General features: G+C 34.6%; 20 protein-coding genes and 1 tRNA gene. 14 read left to right on the forward strand and 7 right to left on the reverse strand.

The features are described 5' to 3' along the window. Positions 1–20: 20 nt before the first annotated feature. Positions 21–611 carry a dTMP kinase gene (gene tmk / locus ABL518_RS01665; protein WP_010081998.1) on the forward strand — a complete coding sequence of 197 codons (591 nt, stop codon included), beginning with the start codon at positions 21–23 and terminating at the stop codon, positions 609–611. On the opposite strand, the gene ABL518_RS01670 is transcribed toward tmk, so the two are convergent. From ABL518_RS01670 to ABL518_RS01685, 4 genes are all read right to left on the reverse strand, one after another. Beyond that, positions 604–1272, reverse strand: coding sequence for a hypothetical protein (locus ABL518_RS01670; RefSeq protein WP_010081999.1), 669 nt, complete (start codon positions 1270–1272; stop codon positions 604–606). The genes tmk and ABL518_RS01670 overlap by 8 nt on opposite strands. Before the next feature lie 154 nt (positions 1273–1426). Next, positions 1427–3268 (reverse strand): ATP-dependent zinc metalloprotease FtsH, encoded by a 1842-nt coding sequence (ftsH, locus tag ABL518_RS01675; RefSeq protein WP_095742830.1) that lies wholly within the window; start codon positions 3266–3268, stop codon positions 1427–1429. A 12-nt stretch (positions 3269–3280) separates the two neighbouring features. Then, positions 3281–4576, reverse strand: coding sequence for a tRNA lysidine(34) synthetase TilS (gene tilS, locus ABL518_RS01680; protein ID WP_095742831.1), 1296 nt, complete (start codon positions 4574–4576; stop codon positions 3281–3283). A 184-nt stretch (positions 4577–4760) separates the two neighbouring features. Next, positions 4761–5240: an OmpA family protein gene (locus ABL518_RS01685; protein WP_010081889.1), complete on the reverse strand. Its 480-nt coding sequence runs from the start codon at positions 5238–5240 to the stop codon at positions 4761–4763. A 275-nt stretch (positions 5241–5515) separates the two neighbouring features. Here ABL518_RS01685 and ABL518_RS01690 point away from each other — a divergent pair, with 275 nt between their 5' ends. The 5 genes from ABL518_RS01690 (at position 5516) to ppa (ending at position 12049) form a co-directional block, all read left to right on the forward strand. Next, positions 5516–6937: a carboxypeptidase gene (locus ABL518_RS01690; RefSeq protein WP_010963135.1), complete on the forward strand. Its 1422-nt coding sequence runs from the start codon at positions 5516–5518 to the stop codon at positions 6935–6937. 23 nt (positions 6938–6960) lie between these two features. Next, on the forward strand, positions 6961–8037 hold the full coding sequence (locus tag ABL518_RS01695) for a rod shape-determining protein (RefSeq protein ID WP_007548791.1): 1077 nt from the start codon (positions 6961–6963) through the stop codon (positions 8035–8037). Between the two features lie 202 nt (positions 8038–8239). After that, on the forward strand, positions 8240–9352 hold the full coding sequence (gene mnmA, locus ABL518_RS01700; RefSeq protein WP_010082058.1) for a tRNA 2-thiouridine(34) synthase MnmA: 1113 nt from the start codon (positions 8240–8242) through the stop codon (positions 9350–9352). Between the two features lie 908 nt (positions 9353–10260). Further along, positions 10261–11514: a hypothetical protein gene (locus ABL518_RS01705; RefSeq protein WP_251371774.1), complete on the forward strand. Its 1254-nt coding sequence runs from the start codon at positions 10261–10263 to the stop codon at positions 11512–11514. 28 nt (positions 11515–11542) lie between these two features. Beyond that, entirely contained in the window at positions 11543–12049 is a 507-nt protein-coding gene (gene ppa, locus ABL518_RS01710) for an inorganic diphosphatase (RefSeq protein ID WP_010082061.1), read from the forward strand. A gap of 71 nt (positions 12050–12120) precedes the next feature. Here ppa and ABL518_RS01715 read toward each other — a convergent pair whose 3' ends face one another. Next, on the reverse strand, positions 12121–12249 hold the full coding sequence (locus ABL518_RS01715) for a hypothetical protein (protein WP_256437680.1): 129 nt from the start codon (positions 12247–12249) through the stop codon (positions 12121–12123). A 199-nt stretch (positions 12250–12448) separates the two neighbouring features. On the opposite strand from ABL518_RS01715, the gene ABL518_RS01720 reads away from it, so the two are divergent. From ABL518_RS01720 to ABL518_RS01735, 4 genes are all read left to right on the forward strand, one after another. Continuing rightward, positions 12449–12539 (forward strand) — tRNA-Ser (locus ABL518_RS01720). 176 nt (positions 12540–12715) lie between these two features. Further along, positions 12716–13861 (forward strand): SurA N-terminal domain-containing protein, encoded by a 1146-nt coding sequence (locus tag ABL518_RS01725; protein WP_095742874.1) that lies wholly within the window; start codon positions 12716–12718, stop codon positions 13859–13861. Between the two features lie 97 nt (positions 13862–13958). Next, positions 13959–14579, forward strand: a complete 621-nt coding sequence (locus ABL518_RS01730) for a hypothetical protein (protein ID WP_006279429.1) — start codon at positions 13959–13961, stop codon at positions 14577–14579. Next, on the forward strand, positions 14563–15114 hold the full coding sequence (locus ABL518_RS01735) for a 5-formyltetrahydrofolate cyclo-ligase (protein ID WP_010963143.1): 552 nt from the start codon (positions 14563–14565) through the stop codon (positions 15112–15114). The genes ABL518_RS01730 and ABL518_RS01735 overlap by 17 nt, the downstream gene beginning before the upstream one ends. Before the next feature lie 36 nt (positions 15115–15150). Here ABL518_RS01735 and ABL518_RS01740 read toward each other — a convergent pair whose 3' ends face one another. Continuing rightward, complete coding sequence (locus ABL518_RS01740) at positions 15151–16185, reverse strand: hypothetical protein (protein WP_070357017.1); 1035 nt, start codon at positions 16183–16185, stop codon at positions 15151–15153. Positions 16186–16321: 136 nt separating this feature from the next. Between ABL518_RS01740 and elbB the strand changes: the two genes are divergently transcribed. Next, positions 16322–17029, forward strand: a complete 708-nt coding sequence (elbB, locus tag ABL518_RS01745) for an isoprenoid biosynthesis glyoxalase ElbB (protein ID WP_022626165.1) — start codon at positions 16322–16324, stop codon at positions 17027–17029. 175 nt (positions 17030–17204) lie between these two features. Then, complete coding sequence (locus ABL518_RS01750) at positions 17205–17513, forward strand: hypothetical protein (protein WP_010081942.1); 309 nt, start codon at positions 17205–17207, stop codon at positions 17511–17513. A 2-nt stretch (positions 17514–17515) separates the two neighbouring features. Here ABL518_RS01750 and ABL518_RS01755 read toward each other — a convergent pair whose 3' ends face one another. Then, on the reverse strand, positions 17516–19063 hold the full coding sequence (locus tag ABL518_RS01755; RefSeq protein WP_010081943.1) for a peptidoglycan D,D-transpeptidase FtsI family protein: 1548 nt from the start codon (positions 19061–19063) through the stop codon (positions 17516–17518). A 20-nt stretch (positions 19064–19083) separates the two neighbouring features. Here ABL518_RS01755 and ispH point away from each other — a divergent pair, with 20 nt between their 5' ends. Further along, complete coding sequence (ispH, locus tag ABL518_RS01760; RefSeq protein ID WP_010963148.1) at positions 19084–20013, forward strand: 4-hydroxy-3-methylbut-2-enyl diphosphate reductase; 930 nt, start codon at positions 19084–19086, stop codon at positions 20011–20013. A 637-nt stretch (positions 20014–20650) separates the two neighbouring features. Beyond that, positions 20651–20944, forward strand: coding sequence for a hypothetical protein (locus tag ABL518_RS01765; protein ID WP_251371775.1), 294 nt, complete (start codon positions 20651–20653; stop codon positions 20942–20944). The last annotated feature ends 223 nt before the right edge of the window (positions 20945–21167 follow it).

The following is a 21167-nucleotide window of genomic DNA, read 5'->3' on the forward strand; positions in this document are numbered from 1 at the left end:
GTATTATAATTATAAAACTTATGTTCATAACTTTCGAAGGAATAGACGGCTCTGGTAAAACAACACAATCTAAGCTACTTGCAAATCATTTTAAGCAAATTCGCGGCGAAAATAATGTGGTATTGACTCGAGAACCAGGTGGCACTAACTTTGCAGAGAAGGTAAGAGGAGTATTGTTAACGAATAATATTGATTCTATTTCTGAACTCTTGCTACTTATCTCGATGAGGCGCGAACATATGAAAAAATTAATATTACCAGCTCTTGCAGAAGGAAAAATAGTGATTTGTGATCGGTTTATTGATTCAACTATTGCATATCAAGGATATGGGTTTGGAGTTGACTTAGGGCTAATAAGGGACTTACATAAGCTAGTGGAAATTAAATATCCAGATATTACATTCATTCTAGATATTGATGTTAAAGTTGGGTTAAATAGAGCAAAAGACAAGAATAAATATGAAGAAATGGATGTTAATTTTTACAATAAGGTCAGAAAAGGATTTCAGGAAATAGCCATAAAAGAGCCCGTTAGGTGCAGTGTTATCACTGGAATTGAAACAAAAAATGATAATCACGTACACAATGAAATTATTGATAAAATCACCTAGCTTGTGATAGAAAATTATCAATTTCAGGTAACATTATTTCATATGAATAACTTTTTGTTTGAGTAGCTAAAAAATCCTGTATTTTGTCTGGATCTTCTTCACTTATCATCTTATATGCCCTTGCGAGGTTCATTAATTCACTTCTATTTTTTTTATTGCTTACTTCAGTAATAGTAAAAAATTGATCAAAATGGTCTAAGAGGTCTTTATTTTTTATTGAAGACACAATATCGTCAATTTCTTTCACATATAATGCAAGTTTGTGTGCTTTACTACGATCTTCAAAACAAAGATTAACAAGCACGTTACGAAACCTATCTTTCGTAGTACTTCTCACTTCTGCTAATAAGGACTTAATATTTTCTTGGCAATGCACTCTCTTTACCGATTCAGCCGGTTCAACCATACCAAGAACATTCTTTACCAAAGATTTTTCTTCACAACTAAATATGAACATGTAATAACCCATCGATAAAGTGAAGAGCAAGAACATAGCCGGAAGTAAAAACGGAGCTAATACATTTTGTGACGCAGGGAAAATAAACCAGGTAACAGTTGCTATTGACACAGTTACAAATAATCCTGATAAACATAATTGTGCTTTTCTTCTATAATTCTGATCAATAACTGTACTTACACCAATAGAAGCTATATCAATCATTACTCACACCTCATTAAACATTAATACTAACTGAATGATAGCATTATTGTGATGAAAATGCAATATTATGAATATTTTAATACAATTTATATTGACAGTTACAATTCTGAATGTTTTATTGCAGCGTTAGCTGATTAGCATTTTTAAGATGAGGTCAACTCTCATAGAGAGAGGATTTTTTTACTTTCTCATTCTTCTCATTTTCTTCTCTAACAATTTTTTTTCCGTTTAGTATATCCTTTATTTCATCTCCTGTTAAAGTTTCAAACTCCAGTAGATTTTCAGCAATAAGCTCTAAGCCTTTCTTATGCTTGGTCAAAATGTCTTTTGCTTTTTCATAGCAAGAAGATATGATTTTTTTCACTTCTTCATCTATGAGCTTTAGCGTATCTTCAGATGTCATATGAGGATGTTGTGGATCTTGCTGCTCACGATTGTGATACACTAGCCCTATCTCATCATTCATTCCACATTTTTTTACCATAGCACGTGCTATGTTAGATGCTTGTCGTATATCAGAAGACGCGCCACTTGTAACTTTATCGTAGCCAAAAATTAACTCTTCTGCTGCCCTGCCACCCATGGCAACAGTTATATCTGCTATCAGCTTTTCTCTTGTGTGGGACACTCTATCTGTTTCCGGTAGTCTCATAACTAAACCTAAGGCCATACCTCTTGGAATGATTGTTGCCTTGTGTATAAGATCAGAAGCAGGCATATTAACCGCAATTATCGCATGACCAGCTTCATGGTATGCAGTCAGTCTCTTTTCCTCTTCTGTCATAATTAGGGATCGTCTTTCTACGCCCATCATTACTTTATCACGTGCATATTCAAAATCATCCATGGTAACAATTTTCTTGTTTCTTCTTGCAGCGATAAGTGCAGATTCATTCACCAAATTTGCTAGATCAGCCCCTGAAAAACCTGGTGTTCCTCTTGCAACTGTTTTCACGTTTACATCTGGTGCTATTGATATTTTCTTTATATGAGTATTTAATATCTTTTCACGCCCATTTATATCGGGTAAAGAAATAGTAATCTGTCGGTCAAAACGACCAGGTCTAAGCAGTGCTGGATCTAAGACATCCGGACGGTTAGTCGCAGCAATTATTATTACACCTTCATTAGACTCAAAGCCATCCATCTCAACTAATAACTGATTTAATGTTTGTTCTCTTTCATCATTGCCGCCACCAAGACCAATGCCACGATGTCTACCCACCGCATCTATCTCATCTATAAAAATTATACAAGGAGCATTTTTCTTGCCTTGATCAAACATATCACGAACACGGCTCGCACCAACACCAACAAACATTTCAACAAAATCAGATCCAGAAATGCTAAAGAATGGCACATTAGCTTCTCCTGCAATTGCACGAGCAAGTAAAGTTTTACCAGTTCCAGGAGAGCCAATTAAAAGGCACCCTTTTGGTATTTTTCCACCTAATATTTGAAATTTTTGCCTTTGTTTAAGGAAATCAACGATCTCTACTAGCTCTTCTTTTGCTTCATCAATTCCAGCAACATCATCAAATGTTACTTTTTTTCCACTAGTCATGAGTCTAGCCCTTGACTTGCCAAAGCTTATAGTGCTGTTGCCTCCCGCTTGTGTTTGTTTAAGAAAGAATAGCAAAAAGCCAATAAAGATAAATGTTGGGACCCATGAGATAAGTAATCCACCAATTACGTTCATGGCAGAATCTCCAGTTGAAAAGGAGAATCTCACTTTTCTATCATGTAAATTTTTTATTAGGTCGCTATATATGACACCGCTTGAATTGAAACTTGAACCGTCCCTGAACTTGCCTTCAATGCTCTGGTTTTTTATGACAATATTTTCTACATCATTGTCTTCTAGTCTAGTTAAAAATTCCGAAAAAGGTATAATTGTTTTACTTTTACCTACATTTCCGCTGAATTGAATATAAGCAACTGAAATAAGAACAATAATTACTAACCAGATCAATAAGCCTTCTAAAAATTTTTTCATTTCTATTTCTAACTAAATACTAATCAAGCTTACCAAATTTTGTTTTATCGTGCTATTAATAATGCATTGAACCTTATCGTCATTGGTATTTTTTCCGTTATAATTTACATCAGGATAAGCAAGCACCTTGCTATCTTTTTGTACTGTAGGCAAAGAGTAGAAAACTTCAGGGCAGCAGTTGTAATCCTTCAGAAATTCAGGAACTTTTTGTGTTTTTTTTAATGGAGCGATGATAACTGAACACCCTTGATTTCCGAGTATTGTGCAGCTAAATCTGTTATCCCATTGGGTAGGTTCATTTAAAGGTAGGTTTACGGTAATTTCTTGTATCCTTGACGATTCTCTAATTATTAAGATATTTTCTCCATACTTTCTTATTTTACACCCAGAAAGTGTACAGTTAACATTACTATCCTTTTGCAATATTCTATTAAATATTGCAATGAGGCTGCTGTACCTTGGTTTATAATGTTTACTGGCAATTGCCATTATAGAGTAAAGAAGAAGCCTCAAGGCTATTTCCTCTGGCAATTGATAAAATTCACTTAGTTTAATTTCAATATAACCAAGATCATGCACATTAACGCAGTCATTAAACGCAAGGCGTGTGTAGTGCATCAACGCTTTTGCAGCTCTTTTCATATGAAGGGCTGTGAGGCATATTCGCTCTGTTAAAATCTCTTGATTATCACTTGATTTAAGTAAGTTACGGTATAAAGTTCGTCTGTATTTTAAGTCATGATTGCTTCTATCTTCGATCCATTTTAACCGATGAAGCTTAGCGTACTTTTCTATTTCACTACGACTAAAATTTAACAATGGCCTAAATATATAAATACCATTTAGGAAAGACTTGTAGTCCATTGATGATAATCCATCTACGCCACTACCTCGCTCTAATCTTAACAAGAACGTTTCTGCTTGATCATCTTTGTGATGAGCAACAAGTAAATATTTAACATTATTATTTTTACACCACTCTGCTAGTAACTTATACCGTGCTTTTCGTGCCTGTAACTGAATATTGCCTTTAATATTTTGCTTCTCCCAATTTAATATGAACGATTCCTTTGCTCCAAGTTCCTTTGCATAACTTACAACAAAATCAGCTTCTTTTTGAGACTCTGGACGTAATCCATGATTTACTGTTAATGCTATAGGAAGTAAAAGCTTGTTTTTTTTTGCCCAGTTAGTCATTAAGTGCAGTAAGACTACACTATCTACACCACCTGATACTGCAACTGCAACTTGATTGTTATAGAAAGCAAAACTATTAACCACATTTTGAAATAATAACTCTAATTCCATTATGTCTCTTGATGGCCAGAAAGGTCAGATCTCTTACGTCATACCGCGACTTATTTGTGGTATATATAGATCCCGCTAACAAGCAACGAAATATGACAAGTTTGTCCTTTTTTGTCTACCCCAGTGCCCTTTCTTTATGTCATCCCAGTGTTTGACACTGGGATCCAGGTTTTAATGCAAGAAACTATTTCTTTATTCCAGAAAATGAAAATTCCACTCTACGATTTTTAGCATGCTCTTTTTCATATTTAGAATTTCTAGAATCATCTTTTACATTAACCAAAGGCTCAGTTTCACCTTTAGAAGCAGTTTTTATTCTGTTTTCTATGTAGGGTGTACAACTAACCATAAATTTTTTAGCTGCATCAGCCCTTCTAGCGCCTAGCGCAAGATTATATTCATGAGAACCACGGTTGTCAGTGTGACCAGTTAAAGTAACCTTCGCGTCAGGGTTATCTTGTAACACCTCCATTACGTCAAGTAATGCATCTGCACTTACTTCAGCAATACTAGATTCATCATAACCAAAGAAAACTCTTTTATCACCTATCTGCTTAACAACAGAATTTATTTTATTTGTTGTATTTGCTCCTTTTTTTGGGCAAGAACTTACACCAGTAAGTAATAAACAAAAACAGCACATTATAACCAGTCTACTCCACATTACTAAACCTCCATAAATTTTAAATAGTGCGTAACTTTAATTTCAGTAGCTAATATCTCTCCATATTGTAATATAGTCAAGAGAAATAAAATACTAAATACTTTTTCTACAACCTTACAATTAATTTTCCTATAATATGCTGGACTCTGAGTAGAAAAATCCAATAAAAGAATAAAAAGTACAATTTTTTATTGTACTTTAAGCAAATATACTTTTAACTTTATTATTAATCTATTACGGTATTAAACAGATGTTTTCTAAAATAATGAACAAATATGCAATCTTATAAGTTTTTAGAGGAAGTATTATATAGGGTAAAGAATATCGAAAATACGCTAAAAGTACTAAACCAAAGCCAATTGAATATAGAGGACAAAGTTGAACAAATGAGTCTTCTAGAAGAAATCAGACATGAAATTATCTCTCATGACGCAATAAAGGAATCATTAGCAGATGCTCTTGGTAACAAAAAAAGTGCAAATACTCAGCAGCTAAAGTTAATAGAGAGAATACATAAAAGCAACAGTGCTGTTCCTATTGATTTAGTAAAGTCTTTATCCAAAGCTAAGGTTGAATGCCAAAATTTATGGAAGCTATCTCATTCTGAAACCAGTAACTTAGAAAAACTAAAAGAACGTTTTACTGATTTAATCACACTCATTCGCGAAGTAGCTTCTATAAAATCGCAGCAATTAAAATGCTCAAAATACGACTCACTGCTTGCTGACTATGACTCTGATATCACAGAAAAGAATATAAGGGAAGTATTCCCCAAGGTAGGCAAATTTTTTAGCGAAAATGTAGATAAAATAATTGAAAAGCAGAAAAAGGATAAGGTTACTAATATACAAAAAGTTGCTACTCAGAAACAGATTGAACTTGGCTCATTATGTTTACAGCAAATGGGTATTGCACTAAATGAGATTCGTACTTCTTATTACTACCCTATAGATTATGATGAATCTGATTTTTGTTATGGTTTATTTTCACTTTTACGGCATAGTGGTTATGCAATTTATCAAAAATGTTTAGCGCAAAATTCTATAAGTAGTCCAATTACGAGACATGTTATGTATGAAACTCAAGGGTTATTCATGGAAAGGATGATTGGAACATCCAGAGAATTTATTGAGTTTATTCAACCACACATAAAAGAGAAATTTGCTATAAAAGGCAAAACTAACGAGAAAGTTAGCAGTGTTGAAAATTTGTACTTGATTTTCAATGAAATAAACCTTTCTTCTTTTTTAAAAAATGCAGATGAATTTAGTCTGTTAGCTCATATTATGTTGAGAACTAGGTTAGAACAAGATATAATAAATGGTACATTGGAAGTCAAAGACCTGCATGATGCGTGGCTGGAAGGTATGAAGCACTATAAAATTCCAGTAAAAGCTGAAAATGAGCTAAACACTTATTTTCAAGATGAATATTGGGCAAGCGGTGTTATGGGCTACTTTCCTATAAAAATTATTGCTTTAATTGCTGCTGTGCAGATTTTCTCTTGCGTTAAAAAGAATCATTACGAATCATTAAGTGCTATAATAAAAGGAGATTTTAGTTTACTTATCAGTTGGTTATCTCAAAATATATACAGTGCAAAGTGTGGCCTGGAACTGCTAAAAAAAGTAACAGGTAAGGGTTTAGACGTTGAGTGTGTTACTTACTACTTATCTGAAAAGTATAATTTGTCTTAATAAATGGTTTTCTTGAGTTATGTATGAATTTTGTTCGAAAATTAACCGGAAAGTTTTATAGCCTTTTTACTTTCAAAGGTTTGTTTGCTAGCGATATTGCTATAGACCTTGGTACTGCAAACACTTTAGTTTATCAGAAAAATCAGGGAATAGTGCTTGATGAGCCTTCAGTTGTAGCAAGAATAAAAGAAAAAGGAAGTTACGTTCCTTATGCTTTTGGTAAAAAAGCTAAAATGATGCTTGGGAAAACGCCTGGAGAAATAGAGGCGATAAGGCCCTTAAAGGATGGAGTTATTGCTGATTTTAAAAGTGCGGAAGAAATGCTAAAATATTTCATACGCAGTGCAAACACAAAATTCACTGTTAATAAACCTAATATTATCATATGCGTTCCATCTGGATCCACGCCAGTTGAAAGGCGTGCTATACAAGATGCAGCAGAAAGTGCTGGTGCAAATGAAGTATTTTTAATTGAAGAACCAATGGCTGCAGCAATCGGAGCTGGGCTCCCGGTTACTGAACCTGAGGGTTCTATGATTGTTGATATAGGAGGCGGTACAACTGAAGTTGCAATTATTTCTTTAGGCGGAATTGTTTATTCACGTTCTGCCAGAGTAGGTGGCGATATTATGGATGAGGCAATAAAGTCATATATTCGTGAAAATCATAAATTATTAATCGGTGAAACAACCGCTGAGAAAATTAAGAAAAGCATAGGTTCAGCCAGTCTGCCAGGTGAAAATAACAAAGAGGGAATGATAATTAAGGGCAGGGATTTAGTGAGTGGCATGCCAAAAGAAATGCTTTTATCAGAATACCAAGTTGCAGAGAGTTTAATAGAGCCTGTACATCAGATAATTTCTGCTATTAAGACTGCGCTGGAGAGCACTCCACCTGAACTTTCTTCTGATATAGTCGATAGAGGAATAGTTTTATCCGGTGGTGGTGGATTATTACGTAATCTAGGTAAAGTTATCAGTGAAACAACAAAATTACCGGTTCGTGTTGCAGATGACCCACTTTGTTGTGTTGCTCTGGGTAGCGGAAAAGTGCTTGAAAACATGGATTATTTTGGCCATGTTTTATTTAAGCAGGATTAAATTATTTTTAAAGGTAGTTCATCGAATTTTATAGCAAATTTTACCTCAAGCATAAAGATGTCATCCAAGTAGCCAACACTGGGATCCAGAAAAATTGACTATAAACAAGTATGCTGTTTCGATGAAATTGTGTAATAGAAACTAGATTCCAGTGTCAGCTACTTGCATGACACCAAGTTTGTGTTTATAAATTAAGGCGATTATGCTAAAAGAATTTGAAATAGAACCTCTGCTAAAAGATAAAGCTCCGCACCAGACCAAGGCTGTTGTTGCAATGTCCGGGGGAGTTGATAGCTCCGTTGCTGCAGCACTGCTACATAACCTTGGGTACAAAGTGGTAGGTATGACTCTTCAACTCTATGGCACCGACGGTAATGCTAACGCAAGAAAGGGCGCATGCTGCGCTGGACAGGATATTTATGACGCTAAGCGTGTAGCTGAAAGTGTTGGCTTTCCTCACTATATTTTAAACTATGAGGAAATATTCAAAAAGGAAGTAATAGAGGATTTTGCGAGTACCTATATGCGTGGGGAAACTCCCATACCATGCGTGAGATGTAACCAAACGGTAAAATTTCGTGATCTATTGCAAGTTACAAAAAATCTTGGTGCGGATGTGCTCGTAACAGGACATTACGTGAGAAGGTTAGAAAAAAATGGTGAGGTAAAGTTGTGCAGAAGCATTGATAAAAGTAAAGATCAAAGTTATTTTTTGTTTGCTACAACTCAGGAGCAATTGAAGCTTTTGCGATTTCCACTAGGTGGGTTCTATAAAAGTGATATAAGAAAATTAGCAAAGTATTTCAGCTTACAAATTTCTGAAAAGCAGGACAGTCAAGATATATGCTTTGTTTCCGAAAGCTATAGTAAAACAATAGCTAAATTAGCTCCACAATCTGTACAGAAAGGTAAAATAGTGGATGTTAATGGAAAAGTGCTAGGCGAGCACAGTGGCATAGTAAATTTTACAGTGGGGCAAAGAAAGGGCTTGGGTATCGCACACAATGAACCTCTTTATGTGATAAAAATTAATACAGAAAATAATGAGGTTATAGTAGGTCCGATCAACGTATTAATGCAAAAAAAAATATTGATCAAGGAGTTAAATTGGTTAGAACAACCAAAGGAAGGTATGGAAGTAACTGTGAAGCTGAGATCATCACATGTGGGAAGTTTAGCAACAATACATTCAACTGACGAAAAAAATAAAGCCTGTGTCATTTTAAACGACGATTACTTTGGCATCAGTCCAGGTCAAGCCTGTGTAGCGTATAAAGATGAGCAAGTTATCGGCGGTGGATGGATATGCTCTTAACTAAAAGCTTTAATGCAGAGTGTAAACATACAATAGACTTCTTGCATAACCATATAACAGAAACGAAAAAACTTGCTTGACAAACTCCGCCAGCGCCCTTATCATGAAACTGAAGCTATTTATTTATCTTCTCTGTACAGATTAAATGACAAAAAAACTCAACGTATCTGGCGTCTCATGTTTAATTTTTTGCACTATGTGCACCTTATGTCTTTATCAAATTTCCGGGTTTTGACCTACACAAGCTGAAATACGCTTATAAAGCATTTAAAACATTAAAAAACGCCAACTTAAAAAATGGATAGTGAATAACTAGCTACCCTAGGGTTTCTTTTGCCTTTTTTCTGTTTAGTAAATTTCTTAACGTTTATAATTTAGATTAGTTGCGGCTTAAAAGCAGCTAAATCGCGGTTATTAAGTGTTTAGAATAAAAAAACGCCATACTTGAAAGTATAATGTAAGTAATTAGCCAACCACGGGGCTTCTTTTGCCTTTTTTTTCGTTTGGTAAATTTCTTAATGTTTGTAGCTAAACGATAACCGTCGTCCCGCTAGCGGGATCTCTTGTTAGCGCCGCGGCGGTATGACGTAGGATTGTTGTCATTTCGCTACTTGTTAGCGGCTAAGAGATACCGCGGCGGTATGACGGTTCGTGGCAGCATAAAGATAAGTCTCGTCATCCCGCTACGTGTTAGCGGGATCTATGTTGAGAGATACCGCGAATGAATCGCGGTATGACGGTGTAGATAGTATCCCGCTGCGTGTTAGCGGGATCTCTTGTTAGTGCCGCGGCGGTATAGCTATACCTTTTTCTACTTAGTTTGGGTTATGCAAGAAGTCTAATAACATTTATTGCTATTTTGCCATGTATCCCTTATACTATAAAGTAGAACATTATAGGTTTCAGCAATGATAAAAGAAATTGAAGAACTAATAAAAATTGTTGGTAAGGGTAATTTATTAGAGACGTTATTTATTTTTTTAGGTAGCTTTCAACATGCTGACTTAGGTCGTTTTATGGATCACAGAAATCATTTTGGTTTGTCTGAATTCATTAGAAAAAAAGAGGAACCATTAGATAAATATTTTAACTTAAAATTTAGTCTACAAGGGCTGTTTTTAATTTATGCTCAAGCTTATCAAATTCTAAGTGAAAACAATAACCTGAATACTAAAGATGTCATAGATAAAATATATGAAGTTATTAAAGGATCTGAGTTAAATGAATATATAAATGAAGTAGTAGATGGAAGAAAATTAGATTTACTTAACATCTTAGCAAATCCAAAGAGAGAACCAATATTTAAAACAGAAGAAGATTTTGAAAATAAAGTACTCATTGGTCTTAGAAAGTTACTAAGTGAAGGAAATACATTAAACAAATATGACAGAGAATTTGCATTAAATAAGTGCGTTATCAGCAGCTATTATTCCATTCATGACATAAAAGCAGATAAAGATATAGCATTGTTCTTTTCTTTGGGTGGTCACTATAAAGAACTTTCGTCATCTAACAAAACAGTAAAAAGAGAAGTATTAGAGATATGTGAGAATCAGTTAATAGAGAGCTATATAATGTTCTTAGCTGGCAAACTACACATGATCGGATTATCAAGTAGAGATAAATATACAATCGACCATGAGAATGTGGATCGGCAAGAGAAAGCATTGAAAATGGATGGATTAATATATCCTATAAATACAAAAAACACCCTAGAGCAACTGTTAAAAAACCAAAATAGTGATGAATTTGAACAATTAATAACGAGCCCTGATAATATATACTACTCAGTGCTGCAAGAAGAGAATGAATGTAGGCCAAATCCTATCACCAGCAAGAAAAAAGAAAAAGACCATAAAAACACAGTCTGTAAACTTATTTTAGGTATGTTTGTATTATCTGTTGGGTTATATGTTGCTGATTATTTCTTTATGGAGCAAAAATTATTTAATCCAATAAAAGGTGTCCTACCACAGGATAATTTTGCTAATCTAGTAATTGCTGCAGTGCTTACTATCGTAATAGTATATGCTTTATTTCAATTATCACAGGAACCACCACTTTCAACAGTCAATAAGATGACGAATGAAAATTTAGGACAGCCCGTGAAAATAAGTTTAGAATTACATAAATGTAGCAACTTAAAAGCATATATTGTATAATGCTTATTCTTAAGTTAAGAGGTAATTTATGGATTTAAGTAAAATAACAGCAGGACCAAATGCGGTGAATGTGGTAATTGAAATAAGTGCGAATGCTGAGCCTGTAAAGTATGAATTTAATAAAGAGTTTAGGTTGTTACAAGTTGACAGATTTTTATCTACCTCAATGACTTATCCTTGCAATTATGGGTTTGTACCAAATACCTGCGCAGGTGATGGTGATCCTGTGGATGTTTTGGTGCTAACTCAATTTCCCTTAGCATCTAGTGTTTTAATATCGGTGCGTCCAATAGGCGCATTACTCACTAAAGATGAAAAAGGAGAAGATGAGAAAATATTAGCAGTGCCTGTTTCCAGTGTTGATAGCTATTATGACAATATAAAGGACTATTCTGACTTATCTAAAAGCCTACTAGATAAAATTACTCATTTCTTTTCTCATTATAAAGATCTGGAAAAGGGAAAAACGGTAGCAGTTGGAGAATGGGTTGGTGTGGAAGAAGCAAAGAAAATCATTGAAAAAAGCAGAAATTAGTTTTTATTGATTTATAGCTAAAGTGGCTTAGGTTTGCCCACAATTTGAAAAACAACAAATTCGTCATTCCGCTACTTGTTAGCGGAATCTATACCGCGCACAACTGTACGAACATTGCAATATGGCACATAGTAAACGATGTCATTCCAGTGCGTGACACTGGGATCCAGACTTTCCGTAAAAACGTTATATTTTAACATAACACTTATATGCTCACCAACTTAGTGCTAATCAAAATCCTGGATCCCAGTGTCTGGGCACTGGGATGACAAGAAAGGGAGCACTGGAATTTTTGTTTCAGCATTAGCCATGCATCTGAACAGATACAAATATTGCAATTAAAAGCATTAGACAGGTGGTAGAGGTCTTGGTATTATATAATCTTTAGGTTCTAAATTTGGAAGGGTGGCCGAGCGGCTGAAGGCGGCGGTTTGCTAAACCGTTATACGACCCAAAAGTCGTATCGAGGGTTCGAATCCCTCTCCTTCCGTATACTGTTTTTAGCACGGTTTAAATTCGCTATATTAGCATGTTTTTAGCCTATTTACCAGCGTACCTGATTTTGTTGCAATGGTTTTTATTTCCATTGTCACTGAGATCACTATTAAAAAGTTGGCTAGCATTGACTCAGTATTTATTATAGAATTGGTTATTAACTTTACTTGTATGTATAAAATACTAATTTTACTGTTGATAGTGTTGCCACTTAGGTTGCTTGCAACCGAGATTGAAATTGTTGCAGATGTAAATGGTGAACCAATTTCAAATTTAGATATCGAAAAACGCATCAACTTTATAAATTCATTGTTTGGCACTCAAAGTGTTAATCAAAAAGAAGCAAAGCCTCAAGTGCTTAGGGAGCTAATAGACGAAATTATCATTATCAATGAAGCACAGAGGCTGAATATAAAATTGAGCAACGAGGAGTTAGATAATGCTATTATGTTATTTTTAACCCAAAGTTTTAAACTTAAGGCTAATGAAGTTGATCAATACATAGAGAAGCATAATATAGATCTTGGTATTTTAAGAAAACAAATAAAATGTCAGTTACTGTGGAGCAAAATTATTGAAGTAAGAATTGTGCCATTTATTAATATAAGCGATAAAGAAGTAGATGATGTAAAAAGGCAAACAGAAAAGCCGGATTATCTTATCACGTTCCAAGAGTTTATAATTCCTGATCAAAAAGACAAGGACGTTTATGGTATAGCTGAAGATTTAGTAAAAAAATTACGCAACAGTGATAACCCAGAATCTCCAATAAAGATGCGTAAAGCAACAGTTAATTTAAGTCAGCTAAAAGGAAAACTCAAGAGCGTTTTAGAAGGATTAGAAACCAGCGACATAGCAGGTCCATTCAGTTTCAGTGAAGGTTACTCCGTTATAAAAGTAATAGATAAAGTACAACTTAATCATGCACTGCTGGAAAGCACTTTAAAATTAAAACAGATTGTGGTTGAAGGTTCAGAAAGTTTATTAGATAATCTCAAGGAGCAAAAGGTCAGTTGTTTAAATTTTGATAAATTGGCAGATAATTTTAAGCTGCCAAACGCAAAAGAATTTGAAATAAAAATGCGAGATTTAAATCCTGATTTACAGATTTTATTTAGTAAAACAAGTGTGAATGAAATAGTAGAATTGAGAGAAAATGGCACTGCAAAGTTGATGATGTTGTGTGATATCAAGAGTAATGTAGCGGGTATAGAAGCAATCAAACAGAAAATGTACCAACAAAAGATTATGATACAAAGCAACTTGTTATTAGATGATATGCGTAAAAATGCAGCTATCAGTTATCGGTATAGTTGAAGTCAGAGAGTGTTCTTGTCTTTGTGTATAGAACTATATAAATTACTTTGTTCTATAAAATTTCAAAAAATTTGAACAAATGCAGTTAAAATAGCACATGAAGAATATAATGCTAATTGGTGGTGGAGTTGGAAATGCAGTGTTATTTTCGATAGGGAAGGCATGTCTTGAAAATAATAACAAGGTTTTGTACTTTGCTGGCTATAAGAAGTTAAGTGATGTATTTAAACGAGCACTGATAGAGCGTGCATCAAATGCAGTAGTTTGGGCATGTGAAGAAGGATTGATAGAAACAAGCAGAGATCAAGATAAATCCTTTCATGGTAATATAGTTGATGCAATAGTCTCTTATCAACAAGGAAGATTAGGTATTAATTTGAACGTTATAGATAAAATTATCACTATTGGTTCTGACAAAATGATGAAAGCTGTGAATGAAGCTAGAAAAACAATTTTAAAGCCATATCTGAAATCAGGCCACATAGCGATATCATCAGTTAATTCTCCTATGCAGTGTATGATGAAAGAAATCTGCGCTCAGTGTGTGCAGCAACATATAAATGCGAAAACAGGAGAAAGGAGTTTTGTTTATAGTTGCAGTAATCAAGACCAGGATATGGGGTGTGTTGACTTTGACTTTTTAAGTGAGCGCTTGAAGCAAAATAGTTTACAAGAAAAACTTACTGCAAAATGGATAGATCATGTTCAAAGATATTAAACAGCACAAAAAGGAAATAAGAGAGCAATATAGAGCTATAAGAAAAGATATTGATGAAAGTTATTCCAGTTATGCGGCAAATTCCCTTATTAATCTCTTTAATCAGAACTTAAGCTACGTTAAAGGCAAAACAATAGCAGCTTACATTCCAATGGATGAGGAAATAGATGTTGTGCCTTTGATGCATAGTTTACTCGATTTAGATTATAAAGTAGCAATTCCTAATAAAAATAAGTTACTAAAATTTGAGGAATGGAACAAAACAAATGAAGACGTAATTCCCGACACAATCATTACTCCTGTTATTGCTTTTGATGATCATTTTAATAGATTGGGTTTTGGCGGTGGTTGGTATGATACAATGATAGAAAAACTGCGGCCACTTGGAAAAATATTTATAGGTGTAGCCTATGAGAAACAATATTGTAAAGATTTACCTGTAGAAAAACATGATCAAAAATTGGATATTATAATCACTGAGATGTGTGTTAGATGTGGAAGTGGATTGCTCAAAAAAGTGGATAAAAAAGAATAGATCTCTACCTTTTCCATTCCCTCCCTCTCCAAGCCATCAGAGGGTTTTGGTTTCTCCTGTACTCGCTTGTTCAGAACTTGGACTATCTAATTGAGGAACTGGTGACTTCATTTGGTTAACTTTATCATTAACCATTTTTTCTACCTCCTCTATTTTACCCTCACCAATGGCCATAATTTTAGATTGAAATTTCTCCATAAGTTCCTCAAGTGCTTCCTTATCACTTTCATAAGTACTAGTACCTTTTTCTCTAAGCTTTTTCATGTCATCTTCTGAAAAATTTTGAATAGTTCCATTCTTTACTAACTCTTGTATAGCAGATCGCTGCCCTTCATTTTGAAGCATGCCTATGACCTTTGCTTTACTCTGGGCGTTTTTTATTTTTTCACCTTCTTCGGACATATTATAGCCTATAATCTCTTGAGCCAAACTGTTGTATAATTTACTAAAGTTATCTTTTTTTGGCCCAACCTCAGGCAATTTATCCCCTAAATTTTTAGATAAACTTTTCACTGCTTTTCCTGCATCAATCGCACCTTCTTTTATTTTTTCCCCTGCCTTTACTATACCTATTCCTGCATAACGTGCTCCAATACCTACAAGTGCTATTAATGTAGCAAGCACAATAAGTGGAGAAAATGCTGCTCCTAATACCATTACGGCAGAAGCTATTCCAATTTTTTTATTTGCAGATGCTGATTTAAAATAATTGACTAGATTGTCCAGTGGACCTTTATTATTATTTATAACATTACTTATTGCTTGCTGATTAACAGATTTTAACGCCTCTTCTATTATTTTTGAGTCAACATTTTCAGAAGTTAAACCTTCAAGCGCTTCTTCAATGAATTTTATAAATAATTCTTTGTTGACCTCCTTTTGCAAGCCTTGGTCATTAATCGCTAAACCTAAATCTTTGAGGTTCATCCCTTTAACTTGTTCTGATAGGGTTGTAAATAACTCTTTTTTCCCCTCTTGTGAGGATTGTGCAATACTTTCTATTATATCTGAAATAGCTTTTCTTAGTTCTGGATAGTCAGTGTCAAAAAACATACTATTGCTAGATTCCATATTCAGCTTCGTTGATTATAAATATGCCTAATTATACATACTAATCATTAATTATATTATAATTGATATAACATACCCCTTTCCAAATATAGAATTTGTATTAAAATATCTAGATTATATGAAATCAAGGTACTTTATGGGTGAAAAAAAATTAAAAGCTGCTGTGGTCTTATCAGGGTGTGGTCACCTTGACGGTGCAGAGGTAAGAGAAGCGGTTTTAAGTTTGCTTGTGCTTGATCAGCAGGAAGTGGATGTTAAATGCTTTGCACCTGATATCAATATCACACAAGTTATGAATCATAGAACAAAAGAGGCAACAAAAGAAAAAAGGAATGTACTTGTGGAAGCAGCAAGAATCGCAAGAGGCGAAATATATGACTTAAAAGAAGCCAAAGCTGAAAATTTTGACATGCTAGTTGTACCTGGTGGATACGGGGTTGCGAAAAATTTATCTGACTTAGCTGAAAGTAAAGACATGGTGACAGTAATGCCTGAATTTGAAAGATTAGTTTCAGAATTTTTTGTTACAAAAAAGCCAATAGGAGCGATATGCATATCTCCAGCCATCATTGTTTCAATTTTAAGTAGCAAGATAGGTAAAGAAGAAAGTAAGGTTAAGGTAACTATAGGAGATGACAGAGAACAGTTGATAGAAAGGCTTGGCGGCGAGCACATAAAATGCGATACAGAGTTATCAATAGAAGACGAAGAACATAATGTATTTTCCTGTTCTGCTTATATGCGTAGCGACGAAAGTACATACTCTGTATATCAAGGGATAAAGCATATGATTGACAGCATGGTAAAAAAGATTAACAAAAAAACTAAACAGCCATTCCTATAAGGTGTACTAAATAAGACTTCTCTATTAATCACACAATTAACTGTTGAATTTTACATTTCTAGCTGTATTATGGCTACGTAGCTAAAGTAACTTAGGTTTATCGACGCTTTACTACTTGTTAGCGGTGTGGTGTAGTGGCCATATATGTTTAGTTCTTTTTTTTAAGGTATTTTGTATGTCAGATCTTTTCTATATTGAAACTACGTGTTGTGTGGACGGTCAGTGTGATGTCTATACAGGGGAAGTGAGTTTTAATGATGTCATGTTAGGCAAGTTCAGTCTAAATTCGTGCAGCGGGAAAGAAGCTATGATAAATCTAGACATTATTACATTCGATATTAATATCGCTATTGATGGTCAAAATGGAAAGACAATAAAAAAAGACCTTAAAGGTCTTGAATTTGTAACTAAAGATGATGGTTCTTGGTATATTAATAAGGATTTTGGTGATGATAAATTTGAAGTTGTAGTAAAGCAATCATAATTTTACATCTCAGGTGTAACATTTAGTATAGGCGCTATTCTATTTATAATGTTCTTTACTATAGGCGCAGCAATTATTCCCCCGGTATGGTGCATCCCTTGAGGCTCATCAATAGCAATTAGCACTATGTACCTTGGGTCAAGCATAGTTAGCACTCCTATAAATGATGCTATGTTTGCATCTTTGCTATATTTACCATCTACAACTTTTTCCGCCGATCCAGTTTTTCCTCCTATTGAATATGCCTTTATTTTTGCTTTTCTGCCAGTGCCATCTGTTACTGCTGCACGTAATAATTTTCTCATTTCCCTGGAAGTTCTTCTTGAGATAATTTGCTCTCCTATACTTCTTTTATTCAACATCAAGGTTGCGTTATGAAATATCCCATTGTTGATTAATGCTGCTGCAGTTTGTGCAAGATGTATAGGAGTTACAGCTATGCCATAACCATAAGATGCTGTTATTAAAGTGGTTTCACTCCATTTATCCGGGATTATCGGTGTGGATTTTTCTGGTATTTCTATTTTCAAAGGAGAAAATAGCTTCATAGCTTTAAAGTATTCTACCTGTTTTTCAATACCTAGTTTGACTGCAATTTTTGCTGCACCAATGTTGGATGATTTTACAAATATATCTTGCACAGTAATTTTTGGAATTTTAGATTTATGAAAATCCTGAATTTTATACTTTCCGATGGTGATTGGTGTTGATACGTCATATAAATCGCTAGTTTTTGTAGCGTTCGCATCAAGCGCTGCGGCTATTGTAAAGTATTTTAATACCGACCCCATCTCATATACCCCAAGGCTGGCGCGATTAAACTTTTGTACGTCTTCTGCCTTATTCTGTAAGTTGGGATTAAAATCAGGTAGGCTGACCATCGAGATAACTTCACTATTTCTCACATTTAAAACAATTCCTACTCCGCCAAGTGCCTGATATCTGCTTACAGCTTTAGTTAGCTCTTCATGCACTATGCTTTGCACTCGTGTATCTAAGGATAGTATTATGTGCTTTTCTTGCTCATTGTTTTTACTTATATACGCCTCAACTCCTGCAATACCATTGCCATCTATGTCAGTGTAACCAAGCACGTGTGAAAATAAATTACTGTGAGGATATATACGCTTTATGTCGTCATCAAAATTTACTCCTGGTACACCAGCGTTTTTGATCGCTAGTAATTCTTTTGGAGTCAAGTGCCGCTTTATCCAAGCAAATTTCTTTTCTGAAGTAAGTACTCTATATAAGTTCTTGTATTCGAGGTCATGCAAAGTAGAACACAGTTGTGCTGCTATACTTTCCGGATTCTTTACTTTGGTTGCATCTATATATAGTGATGTTGTGGGCACATTTGTTGCTATTACCACTCCATTTCTATCTAAAATATCAGGTTGTTTATGTACTATATTATCTTTTCTAAAATTTTCTGAAGTAGTAAGTTGATCAAATGTTAAAGAGAATATGCGAAAAATAATTATTATATAAAATATAAATAATGGTACTATAAAACACAGTGAGCGGAGCTTATTTTTAAGTAATGCTTGCATATTTACTTGATTTGACAAAAATGGAAATCATCTTAGCTGAACCACGAGGTTTTTGTGCCGGGGTAAAAAGAGCTGTGGACATATTAGCTATTACTTTAGAAAAATACAAAAACGAGCGCCAAGTTTATGTGCTACACGAAATTGTTCACAATAAATATATAGTAGAGGACTTTAAGAAACAAGGAGTGGTTTTTGTAAGCAGTATCGAGGAAATTGAAGATAATGAAGGAATACTGATCTTCAGCGCGCACGGAGTATCAAAAAATATAGAAGATGAGGCAAAAAGAAAGGGTATTCAAGTGATTGATGCAACATGTCCTTTAGTCAACAAAGTGCATAAAGAAGCAAAAAGGTATGAAAACAGTGGTAAAGAATTAATTCTCATTGGGCATGAAAACCATCCAGAAGTTAAGGGAATTAGGGGAAGAGTAAACAATCCTATCACTTTAGTGCAAACTTTGCAGGATGTATATGATTTAAAGGTTAAAGATCCAGATAATTTGTCTTATGTTACACAAACTACGTTAAGCATCGACGATACCCGTGACATTATTGCTGCCTTGAAATTAAGGTTTCCAGGCATAACAGGTCCAGATTTAAAGGACATATGCTATGCAACGCAAAACAGACAAAATGCTGTTAAAAAGCTAGCTGAAATTGTAGACATGGTATTAGTTGTAGGAAGTAAAAATAGCTCAAATTCAAACCGCTTATTAGATCTGTGCACTGCCAGAGGAAAAAGAGCCTACTTGATTGATAATTACAGCTGTGTGAATAAAAGCTGGTTTCAGGGCGTAGAAAAGATAGGAATCACCGCAGGTGCTTCCGCTCCTGACATATTAGTTGATGAATTAATAGACTACCTAAAAGTAAACCTGAGTGTAAAAATTTCAGTTATGCCAGGTGGTATTACTGAAAATGTTCAGTTTAAAATACCGAATCTGGTTTAAAACACAACTTATCTACTAAACTTCTCTTGAAATCACACAAACCAGCATCTATAGCTAAGACGTCATACCGCGATTCATTAGACTTCTTGCATAACCATATAACAAACTTTTATTGGGAATAGAAACGAAAAAACTTGCTTGACACCCTTCGCCAGCGCCCTTATCATGATAGTGAAGCTATTGTATTTGCTTTCGCCAATCTGCAGATTAAAAGGTAAGGATTACTTAATGTATCGGCGTCTTATGTTCAATTTTTTGCAGTATATAGATACTGTATGTCTTTACAAAACTTCATCTACATCTAGATTTTTATCTAAATAAGCTGAACGCGCTTATAAAGCGTTACAAGACATCAAAAAATGCCAATACTCGACAGAGATAGTAAAAGACTAGCTAACTCGGGGATTCTTTGTCTTTTTTTCTGCTTAGTAAATTTCTTAAACATTTGCAGCGTAGGTTAGTTGCAATTAAAAGCGGCTGAATCTCGCTTGTCAAGCGTTTAAAACATAAAAAACGCCAATATTTTAAAGCGGATAATAACCCCAGGGCTTCTTTTGCCTTTTTTTTCGTTTGGTAAATTTCTTAATGTTTGTGGCTGAACGACAACCGTCATCCCGCTACTTGTTAGCGGGATCTCTTGTTAGCGGCTGAGATACCGCGAATAAATCGCGGTATGACGGTTCGCGGCGGCATGACGATAAGGTTTATACCTTGTCATCCCAGTGCCCAAACACTGGGATCCAGTTTTCTTTACAAATTCACCAAAAGTGTTTCATTCTATAACATAAAACCCATACTCACCAAATCCAATGCATTACTTGCAATTAAGTTTCCTGGATCCCAGTGTCTGGGCACTGGGATAACAAAGGAGGACGTTATTCCAGTGCCAAGCACTGACCATTTCTGGTCTCTTAAATTGCAACTAATCTAAGTATTAAAAAATTTACCAAACGAAAAAAAGGCAAAAAAAGCCCGATGGTTGGCTAGTTACTTACATTATACTTTCAAGTATGGCGTTTTTTTATTCTAAACGCTTAATAACCGTGACTCAGCCGCTTTTAAGCCGCAACTAATCTAAATTATAAACGTTAAGAAATTTACTAAACAGAAAAAAAGGCAAAGAAACCCTAGGGTAGCTAATTATTCACTATCCA

Origin of the sequence: Wolbachia endosymbiont of Drosophila willistoni (genome assembly GCF_040084705.1) — a bacterium.
Taxonomy (GTDB): domain Bacteria; phylum Pseudomonadota; class Alphaproteobacteria; order Rickettsiales; family Anaplasmataceae; genus Wolbachia; species Wolbachia pipientis.

What these genes read in the sequence shown, in the direction of transcription:
- tmk (WP_010081998.1), top strand. Translation starts at nt 21, where the DNA reads ATGTTCATAACTTTCGAAGGAATAGACGGCTCTGGTAAAACAACACAA.
- ABL518_RS01670 (WP_010081999.1), bottom strand. Translation starts at nt 1,272, where the DNA reads ATGATTGATATAGCTTCTATTGGTGTAAGTACAGTTATTGATCAGAAT.
- ftsH (WP_095742830.1), bottom strand. Translation starts at nt 3,268, where the DNA reads ATGAAAAAATTTTTAGAAGGCTTATTGATCTGGTTAGTAATTATTGTT.
- tilS (WP_095742831.1), bottom strand. Translation starts at nt 4,576, where the DNA reads ATGGAATTAGAGTTATTATTTCAAAATGTGGTTAATAGTTTTGCTTTC.
- ABL518_RS01685 (WP_010081889.1), bottom strand. Translation starts at nt 5,240, where the DNA reads ATGTGGAGTAGACTGGTTATAATGTGCTGTTTTTGTTTATTACTTACT.
- ABL518_RS01690 (WP_010963135.1), top strand. Translation starts at nt 5,516, where the DNA reads ATGCAATCTTATAAGTTTTTAGAGGAAGTATTATATAGGGTAAAGAAT.
- ABL518_RS01695 (WP_007548791.1), top strand. Translation starts at nt 6,961, where the DNA reads ATGAATTTTGTTCGAAAATTAACCGGAAAGTTTTATAGCCTTTTTACT.
- mnmA (WP_010082058.1), top strand. Translation starts at nt 8,240, where the DNA reads ATGCTAAAAGAATTTGAAATAGAACCTCTGCTAAAAGATAAAGCTCCG.
- ABL518_RS01705 (WP_251371774.1), top strand. Translation starts at nt 10,261, where the DNA reads ATGATAAAAGAAATTGAAGAACTAATAAAAATTGTTGGTAAGGGTAAT.
- ppa (WP_010082061.1), top strand. Translation starts at nt 11,543, where the DNA reads ATGGATTTAAGTAAAATAACAGCAGGACCAAATGCGGTGAATGTGGTA.
- ABL518_RS01715 (WP_256437680.1), bottom strand. Translation starts at nt 12,249, where the DNA reads ATGTTAAAATATAACGTTTTTACGGAAAGTCTGGATCCCAGTGTCACG.
- ABL518_RS01725 (WP_095742874.1), top strand. Translation starts at nt 12,716, where the DNA reads ATGTATAAAATACTAATTTTACTGTTGATAGTGTTGCCACTTAGGTTG.
- ABL518_RS01730 (WP_006279429.1), top strand. Translation starts at nt 13,959, where the DNA reads ATGAAGAATATAATGCTAATTGGTGGTGGAGTTGGAAATGCAGTGTTA.
- ABL518_RS01735 (WP_010963143.1), top strand. Translation starts at nt 14,563, where the DNA reads ATGTTCAAAGATATTAAACAGCACAAAAAGGAAATAAGAGAGCAATAT.
- ABL518_RS01740 (WP_070357017.1), bottom strand. Translation starts at nt 16,185, where the DNA reads ATGGAATCTAGCAATAGTATGTTTTTTGACACTGACTATCCAGAACTA.
- elbB (WP_022626165.1), top strand. Translation starts at nt 16,322, where the DNA reads ATGGGTGAAAAAAAATTAAAAGCTGCTGTGGTCTTATCAGGGTGTGGT.
- ABL518_RS01750 (WP_010081942.1), top strand. Translation starts at nt 17,205, where the DNA reads ATGTCAGATCTTTTCTATATTGAAACTACGTGTTGTGTGGACGGTCAG.
- ABL518_RS01755 (WP_010081943.1), bottom strand. Translation starts at nt 19,063, where the DNA reads ATGCAAGCATTACTTAAAAATAAGCTCCGCTCACTGTGTTTTATAGTA.
- ispH (WP_010963148.1), top strand. Translation starts at nt 19,084, where the DNA reads ATGGAAATCATCTTAGCTGAACCACGAGGTTTTTGTGCCGGGGTAAAA.